Raw genomic sequence first — 12,213 nt, 5'->3', positions numbered from 1 at the left:
GCGGTAAGCGGCGGTGGTCAGTCCGTTGACTGATCACGCGCGAGAATCTCGCGGGTGCGCTCGACATCGTTCGCAATCTGGGCGACGAGGGCCTCGATACCCTCGAATGCGCCCATGCCGCGAATGCGCTCGACGAACCGCAGCTCGATCTGACGGCCGTAAAGGTCAAGATCGGTCTCGTCGAGCACGTACGCCTCGACCTGCCGCGATGCGACGTCATCGAACGTCGGGTTCGTGCCGATGCTGATCGCCGCCGGGTATCGGATGCCGGGGCGCAGGCCACTGGCATCCGCTTGATCGATGAGCCAGCCGGCATACACACCGTCGGCCGGAACGAACCCTTCGAGGTCGTCGCTGAGGTTCGCGGTCGGGTACCCGATCTCTCTTCCACGCTTGAGTCCGTGAACGACCTCGCCGACGACCGAATGGTCGCGGCCGAGCAACTTGCGCGCGCCCACGACGTCCCCGGAGCTCAGGAGCTCCCGAATCCATGTCGACGAGACGCGCCTGCCTCGGTCGGCAGCTCGCACGTCATGGACGACGTCAACCTCGAAGCCGTGGCTGAGACCGAAAGCGGTGAGGGTTTGCGCAGTACCGACGCCACCCCGACCGAAGCGGAAGTCGGCGCCGACCAACACGGCCTCGGCGGCCAATGCGTCCACCAGAACGAGACTGGCGAACTCGTCAGCTGCCAGAGACGCGAGATCTTCGTCGAAGCGCAACACCAGCACGGCGTCCACGCCGGTATCGGCAAGCAGACGTACTTTCTGGTTCACCCCAATGAGGTTCTCGGGGCACTTGTCGGGGGCCAGCAGCGCTAGCGGATTGCGGTCGAAGGTGACGGCGACCACTGTCGCGCCGAGCGACACTGCCTTCACCCGCGCTCGGTCGATCACCGCGCGGTGGCCGGAGTGCACACCATCGAATTTACCGATGACCACAACGCTCGGACCGAAGCCCGGCGGCACCTCGGCGGGGTCCCGAAAAACGATCATGACACCGCGGCGACGTCGTCGAGAGAGGCGACGCGGGCAGGACGGTGCGACCACAGCCACCACAGCCCCAGGAACGGCAGGACGAGGGGGACGAAGAGGTATCCGATATAGCCGTCCGGTCCAAGACCACCGAAATACGACCACACCGACGGATGCCCGAAGATATCGGGGACGAGGTAGCTGAGCGTCCCGACGATGAGGACGCCCGCCAGTTCGAAAGAGATGGCGATCCAGGCGACCAGGTACCAGCCGCGGCGTCCTGCGAAGATCAGCGCGAGGGTAGCGAGGATATAGACGACCGCGGCGAGCGCGGACAGCGTGTATGCGACAGGTGCCTCATCGAATTCGCGCACAATCTGGACGAACGAGCGACCGGTGGCCGCGAGAGCCATGATCGCGTAGACGATCACGAGTACCCGTCCGATTCCGGTCATGCGGGGTCGGGAAGGCGTAGTCATAGCGGCATTCATCCTACGTCCCGCGCGGCCGGTCTCGGGGCGAGCCGCGACCTCGCGGACGTGCCTCATCCGATCTGGATCGTCCAGATGACCTGCATCCGCCACACCATCACCGCAACGGAAAGAGCCGCGATCCCCATGATGACGGTGCTCCACCTGCTGCGCTCCAGCAGGGCCCAGATCACCGCTGCTGGCGGAAGAAGCGCCGCCGAGACGAGGTAGACCCAGAACTCGAGGACGCTCCCGGTCGGAAGGTTACCGACGAAGGGAGCCACGATGGCGATGACGACCTGCGCCACCAGCAGAAGCTCCAACAGCGCGAGGGCCCCAACGGTGTAGTCACTCGGGCGACGCCCGGTAAGACCCAGGATGACGCACAGCAGACCTCCCAGGACTGCCACTCCCACCTGCACGTAGGTGAACCACAGGATCATGACCCCTCCGCCATATTCATCGCACTCTTCAGATCATTGCCGCGCCGTTCCAGGATGCCGACGAGCCGCCCGTCAGGGTCGATTGCCGCAGTTCCCGACGACAGCCGCTCCGCCGCCCCGAGGATCCGTTTGCCCTGACGGAGGTCGCGCGCCTCCTCCGCTGACACGGGGACCGCTCCGAGAACCGTCCCGGCGACAGCCGCCGGTGGGAGCAGTCGAGCGGCTGAGATGTCGTCGATCCTCGTCCCATCGGCAACCAGGAACGGGCCGATGCGGGTGCGTCGCAGCGCGGTCAGGTGTCCCCCACGCCCAGGGCAGCGCCGAGGTCTCGGGCGAGTGCGCGGATGTAGGTTCCGCTCGAGCAATCGACCGAGACATCGAGATCGATCACCGGCAGCGCGGCACCATCGGCATCCGTCGCAGCCCGGCGCGTGTGGCGAACCTCGAATCGCGACACCGTCACAGTGCGAGCCGCAAGCTCTACCTGCTCACCCGCTCGTACGCGGTCGTACGCGCGTCGCCCGTCGACCTTGATCGCGGAAACGGAACTGGGAATCTGGTCGATCGTCCCGGTGAGCGCGTCGATGCCGGTGCGGATGTCGGCGTCGGTCACCGCATCGGCCGCCACCGCCGCGATGACCTCGCCCTCCGCATCATCGGTGCCGGTCGAGACGCCGAGGCGGATCGTCGCCTCATAGGTCTTGTCAAGTCCCACCATGAAGGTCAACAGGCGTGTCGATGCCCCGACACCCAGCACGAGCAGTCCCGTGGCCATCGGATCGAGGGTTCCGGCATGGCCGATTTTTCGCGTGCCGAGCGCGCGCCGCGCGCGGGCAACCACGTCATGGCTGGTCATGCCACCCGGCTTGTCGACGAGCAGGATGCCGCTCGGATCGCTCATCTGATGACCTTCGGGTTCGTCGGATCGGAATTGTCGATGCGAACCGCGGCGAGAGCTGCGGGATCCACGCGTGCGATGTACATCTCCTGGCCCACGCGATAGCGCTCGTTCGACGCCGCATCCGGGTCGGGGTCGGTGCCGTCGCGCTCCGCCATGCGAGCGAAGCGCACGGTAGCCGGAGCATCAAGCCAAAACGACCAGTCCCAGACGTCGATGAGCTCGGGCCGGTGCAGAAAGATGCCGTCGACGACGAGCACGGCATCCTGCGGCGCCGTCGTCCACTCTGCTTCAACGGGGATGTCGCGCTCGAGATCGAACGCCGCCACCTGAAAGCCCGCGGTCGCTCCGGTCAGCCCGCCCTCGCGAAACGGGTCGATCAGAACGCGGCGGAACGTCGCGTCGTCGTAGGAGTCGAGGTAGAACCCCTCGGGCGAGCGCCTACCGCGCGCGTAGCGCTCTGCGCGAGGCCGGTGGAATCCGTCGATGGATGCGCGGATCGCCACCACGCCGAGGTCGTTCATGACAGCGGCCAGGGTGTCCGCGAACACGGTCTTCCCGGCCCCGTCAGCCCCGTCTACAGCGACGATCGAACGGCCCGCCAGCCGCCGCCGGGGCAGCGCACTGACAAGTTCACGCATCAGCGTCACTGTCGGTGTGGCGGGCAGACGCATGCCTCCAGCCTATTCGGCGAGGGCCGACTCCCCTGCGGCCCGCCCGAGCCACCGCAATCCGACCTCAGCGCGGGACGCATAGGCTGAGGGCCGTGCATCCGCTCGCTTCCGATCTCAATGAGTGGTTCCGGCACAACGCGAGAGACCTACCCTGGCGGGAACCGCGCACGGGTGCGTGGGCGATCCTGGTCAGCGAGTTCATGCTGCAGCAGACACCGGTCGCTCGTGTGATTCCGCACCTGGAAGCGTGGCTGCAGCGCTGGCCGACGCCCGCCGATCTCGCGGAGGCGTCTCCCGCCGAGGCCGTCACCCAGTGGGCCAATCTCGGATACCCCCGGCGCGCGCTGTGGTTGCACCGTGCAGCTGAAGAGATCACCACACGACACGGCGGTGTGGTTCCCCGCGACGTGGAAGCCCTCCTGGCACTGACCGGCATCGGCGACTACACGGCCCGTGCGGTGGCGGTCTTCGCCTACGGTGAGCGGCATCCGGTCGTCGATACGAACACGCGCCGAGTGCTCGCGCGCGTGATCGACGGACGATCTCAGCCCGGTCCTCCGTCCCGGCGTGACCTCGATGCCATGGCAGCCCTCCTCCCCCTCGAGCGGAAGGATGCCGCGCTCTTCAATGCCGCGACGATGGAGCTCGGCGCGACGATTTGCACGGCCCGAGCGCCGCGTTGCGATGCGTGCCCGGTCGCAGAGAGATGCGCGTGGCGAGCTGCCGGCTACCCCGACACCGGAGACCGACGCCCGCGACAGGCAGCGTATGAGGGAAGTGACCGCCAGGTTCGCGGCCTCGTACTGCGGGCTCTCCGCGAGGCCGCACCCTCCCCCGTCGCAGCCGAAACCCTCGCGCCGGATTGGCCGGATCGGACACAACGTGACCGCGCGATCGATTCACTCATCGCCGATGGCCTCATCGAGCTCGAAGCCGACATTGCCTGCCTGCCGCGGGGGCGAAAGTCCCTAGGCGAGGCACGCGCGACACCCTAACCTCAACACTCGTGAAGACTCTCGTGATCTACGAGTCGATGTTCGGCAACACCCGAGACATCGCCCGAGCGACCGCCGAGGGGCTGGCTGAGTGGTCGGATGTGTCGATCACGGATGTCGACAGCGCGCTGCTGACCGTCCCGGCTGATGCCACTCTGGTCGTTGCCGGCGGCCCGACCCACGCGTTCTCGATGTCGCGCGAGACCACACGCCACGACGCCGTCGCACGGGGGCCGTCAGAGGCAGTGCCAGAGGGCTCCGCGACTGGCTCGCGGCCGTCAGCCTCGCCGCGCCCGTTCCCCTGGTCACGTTCGACACCCACACCAAACAGCGGTGGGTGCCGGGATCGGCCAGTCGGGCTGCGGCAAAGGAAGGCCGAACGCGCGGCTTCATTCCCGTGGCCTCACGCAGCTTCTATGTCACCGACGTCCAGGGCCCACTCGTAACCGGTGAACTCGAGCGCGCCCGCCACTGGGGACGTTCGCTGTACTCAGGTGTGTCCGGCTCCGTGCGGAGCAGAACGGTGCTCGACTGAGGGAACTCAGTCCTCGTCGTCGGCAAGGATGCGGGGCGCCACGTACGGGTCGGCATCGCCGGCATACGTCGCCGATGCTGCAAGACCGGCAACGGCATCGTCCCGTTCACGCGCCTCACGAAGCAGCTCCTCGATGTGCCCGGCGTCTTCGGCCAGTCCATCGTGGATGAATTCGAGAGTCGGGGTCAACCGCACGCCGAGCTTTCGCCCGACCTCGCTGCGGAGCATGCCGGTTGCCGCGCGCAGGGCATCAGCTGTCGATGCCCTCTCCTCGTCGCTTCCAAGAACCGTGTAGAACACTGACGCGTGCTGCAGGTCGCCCGTGACGCGAACATCAGTGATCGTCACGAACCCCATGCGAGGATCGCGCAGACCCTTCTCGAGACGCTCGGCAACGAGCACCTTGATCCGGTCGGCCATGCGTGCCTGACGTTCCCCAGTCATCTCATCTCTCCTTGCGCTTCCAACCGCCGAGACTCAGGATGTCCCGACCTCAATGGGCGGGACATCCCGAGTCACAGCGTGTCGTGGTCCTCAGCCGCGCGGCTTCTCCACGAGCTCCGTCGTCTCGATCTCGTCGCCGACCTGGATGTCGTTGAACTTGCCGAGCCCGATACCGCACTCGTAGTCGGTGCGAACCTCGGTGACGTCATCCTTGAACCGGCGGAGCGACTCGATAGCGAGGCCGTCGGCGATGACGACACCCTCGCGGATGACGCGCGCCTTGGCGTTGCGGGTGATCGTGCCGCTGCGGACGATACATCCGGCGATGTTGCCGAACTTCGAGGAGCGGAACACCTCGCGGATCTCGGCCACGCCCGACTGCACCTCTTCGAACTCCGGCTTGAGCAGACCCTTGAGGGACTGTTCGACGTCGTCGATCGCGTTGTAGATGACCGAGTAGAACCGGATGTCGACACCTTCGCGGGCAGCGCGCTCGCGAGCCTTCGAGTCCGGTCGCACGTTGAATCCGAGGATGATCGCGTTGTCGATCGTCGCCAGGTTCACGTCGGACTCGGTGATCGCACCGACACCGCGGTGGATGATGCGCAACTGCACCGAGTCGTCGACCTCGATCTTGAGCAGCGACTCCTCCAGCGCCTCGACGGCACCGGAGACGTCGCCCTTGATGATGAGGTTGAGCGATTCGACCTTGCCCTCCTCGAGGGCACGGGTGAAGTCCTCGAGCGAGATGCGCTTGCGCGCCTTGGCCAGCTGGGCGTTGCGCTCGGCGGCCTCACGCTTCTCGGCGATCTGGCGGGCCATACGGTCCTCGTCGGTCACGATGAACACGTCACCGGCGCGGGGCACGGAGTTCAGACCCTGCACCTGGACCGGACGCGAGGGAGCCGCCTCCTCGACCGGATCGCCGTTCTCGTCGACCATCGCGCGGACACGGCCGTACGCGGTACCCGCGACGATCGCGTCACCGACGCGCAGCGTTCCGGACTGGATGAGCACCGTCGCCACCGAACCACGGCCCTTGTCGAGCTTGGCTTCGATCGCCACACCGCGGGCGTCCTTGTTCGGGTTCGCACGCAGGTCCAGGCCGGCATCCGCGGTCAGCAGGACAGCGTCCAGCAGATCCTGGATGCCGGTTCCCTGGCGCGCTGACACGTCGACGAACATGACGTCGCCGCCATACTCTTCGGCCACCAGACCGTACTCGGTCAGCTGCTGGCGGACCTTCTGCGGGTTGGCGTCGGGCTTGTCGACCTTGTTGACCGCCACGACGATCGGCACGTTCGCCGCCTGCGCGTGGTTGAGCGCCTCCACCGTCTGCGGCATGATGCCGTCGTCGGCAGCGACCACGAGGATCGCAAGGTCGGTCACCTGCGCACCTCGGGCACGCATGGCCGTGAAGGCCTCGTGACCCGGGGTGTCGATGAAGGTGATGGCACGCTCGATGTCCTCGTGCTCGGTCCACACCTGGTACGCACCGATGTGCTGCGTGATGCCACCGGCTTCACCCGCCACGACGTTGGTCTGACGGATGGCGTCGAGCAGGCGGGTCTTACCGTGATCGACGTGACCCATCACGGTCACGACGGGAGGACGGATCTCGAGGTCTTCGTCGTCCTCCTCAGCGAGCTCCTGCTCGAGATTCAGACCGAAGCCTTCGAGCAGCTCCTTGTCCTCGTCCTCGGGCGAGACCATCTGGATCTTGTAGCCGAGCTCTTCACCGAGGACCTCGAAGGTCGCCTCATCCAGCGACTCGGTGGCAGTTGCCATCTCACCGAGGTTGAACAGGATCGTCACGAGGGTGCCGGGCTGCACCGTGTAGCCGCGGATCGCTTCGAGCTTGTCGGCGAAGTCCGAGATCGACGCGCCGCGGCGCAGGCGGATGATCTCGCCGTTGCCCTTCTGGACGTTGACGCCGCCGACCTGCGGGGCATCCCTCATCTCGAATTCTTGACGCTTCGCCCGACGCGACTTGCGCTGCTTGGACTTGCCACCGCCCTTACCGAAAGCACCGGCGGTGCCACCGCCAGGACCGCGGCCACGGCCGCCGCCACCGGGACGGGCGGGGAAACCGCCACCGCCGCCAGGCGCGCCGGGACGAGCGAACCCACCGCCGCCACCGGGACGACCGGCGCCGCCGGGACGCTGCTGGAACGGTGCACCGGGGCGACCGCCACCGCCGGGACGGCCTGCGCCGCCCGGCCGGCCGGGGCCACCGGGGCGTCCGGGCGAACCAGGACGCGGAGCCTGAGGCCGCGGGATGTTGGCAGGAGTCGGGCGCTGGCCCATACCCTGCTGCGACGCGAACGGGTTGTTGCCCGGACGCGGGCCGGCCGGGCGCTGGCCCATACCCTGCTGCGACGCGAACGGGTTGTTGCCCGGACGCGGTGCGCCACCGGGACGCGGAGCCTGCGGCGTCGGAGCAGCAGAGGATCCCGTGTCGGCGGAGTTGCCTTCGGACGCCGGCGCGCTGGACCCCGTAGGCGCAGCGGGTGCGGATGCCGCCGGGGCGGGAGCTTCCGCCTTCTCCGCCGGCTGCGGGCCGGGACGCGGTCCCGGGGTCGCAGCCCCGGGAGTTGCAGCCGGGCGCGATCCCGAGCGACCTGACGTCGCGCCGGGACGCGGGGCGGGGCGCGCGCCTGACGCGCTCGAGGGTGCGGTCGTGCCGCTGCCCTTGGCTGCGTCAGCGCCCTGTCCCTCGAACGCCGCGCGCAGCTTCCGCGCGACGGGAGGCTCGATCGTCGAAGAGGGGCTCTTGACGAATTCGCCGAGCTCCTTCAGCTTCGCGAGAGCCACTTTGCTGTCAATGCCGAGTTCGGATGCGATCTCGTGCACGCGTGGTTTTGCCACAGTTCTCCTGTCTGGGGTCCACCCAGACAGGGGCGGACCACTAGTTGCGGACGGGTCTCATTTCGAGCCGTTCACTTTGTGTCCATTGCCATTCAGCCGTTTCTCGTTCAGCCGTTTCGTGAGCGCTTGCGAATCCAGAGAACCTGGGGCGCGAAGCGCGCGTACGAAGGCCCGACGCTTCAGTGCCGCGTCGACGCACTCTCGCGTCGGATGAACCCACGCACCCCGCCCCGGCATCGAAGCCCGCTCGTCCCAGACGAGTGAGGATTCGATGGCCACGACGCGAAGAAGCGCCGATCGGGAAGAACGCGTGCGACATCCGACGCACGTTCGTACAGGTTCCATTCTACACCTGCCCTCCCGGGCCAGCCCACGCGAGGCTCGGCCGATCAGGACTCGTCGAGAATGCTGTCGGGCTGGATGTCGATCTTCGCGCCCGTGAGTTTTGCGGCAAGCCGCGCGTTCTGTCCCTCCTTGCCGATGGCAAGGGAGAGCTGGTAATCCGGCACGAGGGCCCGTACGGCCTTGGTCTTGGCATCCAACACGAAGCTGGAAGTCACCTTCGCCGGCGAGAGGGCATTGCCGACAAACGTCGCGAGGTCAGGGCTGTAGTCGACGATGTCGATCTTCTCGCCGCCAAGTTCCTCGGTGACCGCGCGCACACGCCGCCCCAGCTCCCCGATGCAGGCTCCCTTGGCGTTGATCGACGGATCGTTGGCCTTCACCGCGATCTTGCTGCGGTGCCCCGCCTCACGCGCGAGGGACACGATCTCCACGAGCCCCGCGGGAATCTCGGGAACTTCGAGAGCGAAGAGCTTGCGAACGAGGCCCGGGTGCGTCCGGGAAACGGTGATCGACGGACCCTTCGTTCCCTTCGAGACGGATGTCACATAAACCCGCAGCCGCGAACCGTGGGCGTAGTCCTCTCCGGGCACCTGCTCCTCGGGGGGCAGGATCGCCTCGACCGTGCCGAGGTCGACGTGCACCATGCGCGGGTTCGGTCCCTGCTGGACGACACCGGCGACGATGTCGCCCTCTTTGCCCCGGAACTCGCCGAGGACGGCGTCGTCGGCGATGTCTCGCAGGCGCTGGCTGATGACCTGCTTGGCGGCGAAGGCCGCGATGCGACCGAAGTTCTCGGGCGTGGTCTCCTCTTCGCCGATGACCACACCCTCGTCATCCAGCAGCGGCACAAAGATCGCGACGTGGCCCGTCTTACGGTCCAGCTGAGCGCGCGCGCCCTCGGGTGCCTCGCCGGTTGGCGAGGTGTGTTTTGCATAGGCGGTCAGAATCGCCTGCTCGATGATGCGAACGAGTTCGTCGAACGGAATGTCCTTCTCGCGCTCGACCGTTCTGAGCAGTGTCAGATCGATGTCCATCGTGACCTCCCTATTCAGCTCTACCCGTCGCGAATCACACGCCGCGCGGAATCATCCCACGTTACCCGATCGCTCCTTTGCTCGTCCCGTGTTGGTCGCTCATTCCATCCCGGAACCGACATACTGATGCCGTGGATGACGTCAATTCCCTCATCGTCGAGTGGGGTGACCTGTTTTGGACCTGGGCGGTGCTTCCGATCGTCGTCGGACTGGGCCTGTATTTCACGGTGCGATCGGGCGTCGTGCAGATCCGGCTCTTCCCGGAGATGTTCCGCACCCTCACCGACAAGACGCCGCGAACAACCGACGGCGCACCGCAGTCCGTGTCGTCGTTCCAGGCTTTCACTATTTCGGCGGCCTCGAGAGTGGGCGTCGGCAACATCGCGGGGGTCGGAACCGCGATCGCGCTGGGCGGACCCGGAGCCGTGTTCTGGATGTGGCTCATGGCGCTGATCGGTGCGTCCTCGAGCTTCATCGAGTCCTCGCTCGCACAGCTGTTCAAGGTGCGCGACGCCGAAGGCGGCTTCCGCGGCGGACCCGCGTATTACATGCAGCGGGGACTCCGTGCGCGGTGGATGGGTGTGCTCTTTGCCGTCATCCTGCTGATCTGTTTCCCGTTCGCGTTCTCATCCCTGCAGGCCAACACGATCGCCGACACGGTGTCGTCGAGCTTTGGGACGGATGCCGGATGGGTCGGCCCGGTCACCGGGGTGATTGTGGCCCTGTTGACGGCGCTCGTGGTCTTCGGCGGCATCCGTCGTATCGCGTCAGTCACCCAGACCCTGGTGCCGCTCATGGCGCTCGCCTACCTGCTGCTCGGCCTTGCGGTGGTCGCCATCCACATCGATCAGCTCCCTGTCGTTTTCGGGGAGATCTTCACGCAGGCGTGGGGGTTCAACGAAGTCGTCGGCGCGACGTTCGGATACATCGTGCTGACGGGTGTACGACGCGGCATGTTCTCGAACGAGGCGGGCCTCGGTTCAGCTCCGAACGCGGGTGCCAGCGCCGCCGTCACGCACCCGGTCAAGCAGGGTCTGGTGCAGTCGCTGGGCGTCTACTTCGACACCTTCCTGGTCTGCTCGATCACCGCCTTCATCATCCTGGTGTCTGTCCCTGATCTGGCGGGCGCATCGCGAGGGATCGCCCTCACCCAGGGGGCACTCGTCTCCACGCTCGGAGAGTGGTCGAACATTGCGCTGAGCATCATCATCTTCCTGCTCGCGTTCTCGTCGATCCTCGGCAATTACTACTACGGCCAGTCCAACATCGAGTTCATCACCACCCGACGCGGCATCCTCCCGGCCTACCGTGTTGCCGTTGTTCTCGCCGTGCTCCTCGGCTCGCTCGCCTCTGCCGACCTGGTGTGGAGCTTCGCGGACGGCGTCATGGGGGTCATGGCACTGATCAACCTCATCGCCATCGCGCTGCTGTCGGGCATCGCCTTCCGCCTGCTGCGCGACTACACCCGCCAACGCCGGGAGGGCCGCGATCCCGTCTTCACCCGCGACCTGCTGCCCGGCGTCACGGGGATCGAGTGCTGGGAAGACGAACTCACCGTCACCGGTCCGCTGGATCTCATCACCAAAAAGCGGCAGTCCCAGAAGCACCGCGATCACCTCCACGGAGCACAGCAATGACCCGCAGGCGAACACTGCCCGCCGCCGCAACCGCCCTCGTCGCCCTTCTTCTTGCCCTGTCGGGTTGCTCGCTGACAGCGTTCACCGACTTCGGCGTCGTCGACGAGAGCGGCTCCGGCCAGTACAGCGACGGCGAGGTCTACACCGAGGATGACGAGGATCTCGGCGTCGTCCAGGTCTACACCGTCGAGCCGGATGCTTCGCTGTCACCCACCGGCGACGAGACCACCGAGTCGGTCTGGGACATGTTCGTGAGGATCGCGACCCCCGAGGTGGCAGGCAGCGTCATCCGCGACTTCCGTGTCGGAGATTCAGAGTCCAGCGACCTGGGGGCCTACGTACGCCAGACTGACGATCCCGCGCGGTGGACACTCGTGGTGAACCTCGCTGACGGGGCAGACCAAGATGTGCTGCTGCCCACGATGATCCACGAGTACGCGCACATTCTGAGCCTGTCTCCGGGCCAGACCGACCCCGATGCGTGGAGCTGCGACACGCTGCAGCTGGACGAGGGGTGCGCAGCGCCGGATTCGGCGCTGTGGGCCTTCGACCAGGGTTTCTGGTCCCGGTACGGGTCGGATGCTCCGGATCCTGGTAATGCAGACGCCGACCTCGCCTACGAGTTCTATCTCGATCATGAAGAGGACTTCGTGAGCGACTACGCCGCCACCAATGTGGTCGAAGACTTCGCCGAGAGCTTCATGACGTTCGTGCTCGAGCCCGAACCCGACGACGACACGGTGATCGGGCAGAAGCTTCTCTTCTTCTGGGATCGCCCGGAGTATGTCGAGATCCGCGACCACGTACGTGCGGAGTTCGGACTCTGAGCGCACACTGACGATCGCCTGTTGCATCGGCTCGCGCTGACGTCAACCGTCTCCGCGACCGTGCCGACC

At 66.5% G+C, this 12,213-nt stretch carries 11 protein-coding genes and 1 pseudogene; 3 read left to right on the top strand and 9 right to left on the bottom strand.

The features are described 5' to 3' along the window. Positions 1-17 precede the first annotated feature (17 nt). The 5 genes and pseudogenes from MICSW_RS04945 to MICSW_RS04925 all read right to left on the bottom strand — a co-directional run bounded on the left by MICSW_RS04945 (position 18) and on the right by MICSW_RS04925 (position 3,459). The gene (locus tag MICSW_RS04945; protein WP_228177704.1) at positions 18-995 is read right to left on the bottom strand and encodes a bifunctional riboflavin kinase/FAD synthetase; all 978 of its coding nucleotides are present in this window, start codon (positions 993-995) and stop codon (positions 18-20) included. After that, positions 992-1,453: a hypothetical protein gene (locus tag MICSW_RS04940; RefSeq protein ID WP_292726900.1), complete on the bottom strand. Its 462-nt coding sequence runs from the start codon at positions 1,451-1,453 to the stop codon at positions 992-994. The genes MICSW_RS04945 and MICSW_RS04940 overlap by 4 nt, the downstream gene beginning before the upstream one ends. Before the next feature lie 65 nt (positions 1,454-1,518). After that, a complete protein-coding gene (locus MICSW_RS04935; RefSeq protein ID WP_292733267.1) occupies positions 1,519-1,887 on the bottom strand; it encodes a hypothetical protein in 369 nt (122 codons plus the stop codon). Next, positions 1,884-2,788: pseudogene (gene truB, locus MICSW_RS04930) on the bottom strand (tRNA pseudouridine(55) synthase TruB). Before truB ends, MICSW_RS04935 begins: the two are co-directional and overlap by 4 nt. Then, the gene (locus MICSW_RS04925; protein ID WP_464497143.1) at positions 2,785-3,459 is read right to left on the bottom strand and encodes a nucleoside/nucleotide kinase family protein; all 675 of its coding nucleotides are present in this window, start codon (positions 3,457-3,459) and stop codon (positions 2,785-2,787) included. Before MICSW_RS04925 ends, truB begins: the two are co-directional and overlap by 4 nt. Positions 3,460-3,551: 92 nt before the next feature. Here MICSW_RS04925 and MICSW_RS04920 point away from each other — a divergent pair, with 92 nt between their 5' ends. After that, positions 3,552-4,454, top strand: coding sequence for an HhH-GPD family protein (locus MICSW_RS04920; protein ID WP_464497140.1), 903 nt, complete (start codon positions 3,552-3,554; stop codon positions 4,452-4,454). A 541-nt stretch (positions 4,455-4,995) separates the two neighbouring features. Here the strand turns inward: MICSW_RS04920 and rbfA are convergent. From rbfA to nusA, 4 genes are all read right to left on the bottom strand, one after another. Next, positions 4,996-5,433, bottom strand: a complete 438-nt coding sequence (gene rbfA, locus MICSW_RS04915) for a 30S ribosome-binding factor RbfA (protein WP_228177697.1) — start codon at positions 5,431-5,433, stop codon at positions 4,996-4,998. Between the two features lie 90 nt (positions 5,434-5,523). Continuing rightward, on the bottom strand, positions 5,524-8,301 hold the full coding sequence (infB, locus tag MICSW_RS04910) for a translation initiation factor IF-2 (RefSeq protein WP_347424140.1): 2,778 nt from the start codon (positions 8,299-8,301) through the stop codon (positions 5,524-5,526). Positions 8,302-8,358: 57 nt separating this feature from the next. Then, on the bottom strand, positions 8,359-8,646 hold the full coding sequence (locus MICSW_RS04905; RefSeq protein ID WP_228177695.1) for a YlxR family protein: 288 nt from the start codon (positions 8,644-8,646) through the stop codon (positions 8,359-8,361). A 44-nt stretch (positions 8,647-8,690) separates the two neighbouring features. Then, positions 8,691-9,680 (bottom strand): transcription termination factor NusA, encoded by a 990-nt coding sequence (nusA, locus tag MICSW_RS04900; RefSeq protein ID WP_228177694.1) that lies wholly within the window; start codon positions 9,678-9,680, stop codon positions 8,691-8,693. 131 nt (positions 9,681-9,811) lie between these two features. Between nusA and MICSW_RS04895 the strand changes: the two genes are divergently transcribed. Beyond that, complete coding sequence (locus MICSW_RS04895; RefSeq protein ID WP_228177693.1) at positions 9,812-11,317, top strand: alanine/glycine:cation symporter family protein; 1,506 nt, start codon at positions 9,812-9,814, stop codon at positions 11,315-11,317. Continuing rightward, on the top strand, positions 11,314-12,144 hold the full coding sequence (locus MICSW_RS04890; RefSeq protein ID WP_464497125.1) for an NADH:ubiquinone oxidoreductase subunit 4 (chain M): 831 nt from the start codon (positions 11,314-11,316) through the stop codon (positions 12,142-12,144). The genes MICSW_RS04895 and MICSW_RS04890 overlap by 4 nt, the downstream gene beginning before the upstream one ends. Positions 12,145-12,213: the final 69 nt, after the last annotated feature.

It is taken from the genome of Microbacterium sp. SW12 (genome assembly GCF_055391095.1).
This window is presented reverse-complemented; position numbering and strand designations above follow the sequence as displayed.

Coding starts and splice junctions, on each gene's coding strand:
- MICSW_RS04940 (WP_292726900.1), bottom strand. CDS start 1,453: ATGACTACGCCTTCCCGACCCCGCATGACCGGAATCGGACGGGTACTC.
- MICSW_RS04925 (WP_464497143.1), bottom strand. CDS start 3,459: ATGCGTCTGCCCGCCACACCGACAGTGACGCTGATGCGTGAACTTGTC.
- MICSW_RS04935 (WP_292733267.1), bottom strand. CDS start 1,887: ATGATCCTGTGGTTCACCTACGTGCAGGTGGGAGTGGCAGTCCTGGGA.
- rbfA (WP_228177697.1), bottom strand. CDS start 5,433: ATGACTGGGGAACGTCAGGCACGCATGGCCGACCGGATCAAGGTGCTC.
- MICSW_RS04945 (WP_228177704.1), bottom strand. CDS start 995: ATGATCGTTTTTCGGGACCCCGCCGAGGTGCCGCCGGGCTTCGGTCCG.
- MICSW_RS04905 (WP_228177695.1), bottom strand. CDS start 8,646: ATGGAACCTGTACGAACGTGCGTCGGATGTCGCACGCGTTCTTCCCGA.
- nusA (WP_228177694.1), bottom strand. CDS start 9,680: ATGGACATCGATCTGACACTGCTCAGAACGGTCGAGCGCGAGAAGGAC.
- MICSW_RS04890 (WP_464497125.1), top strand. CDS start 11,314: ATGACCCGCAGGCGAACACTGCCCGCCGCCGCAACCGCCCTCGTCGCC.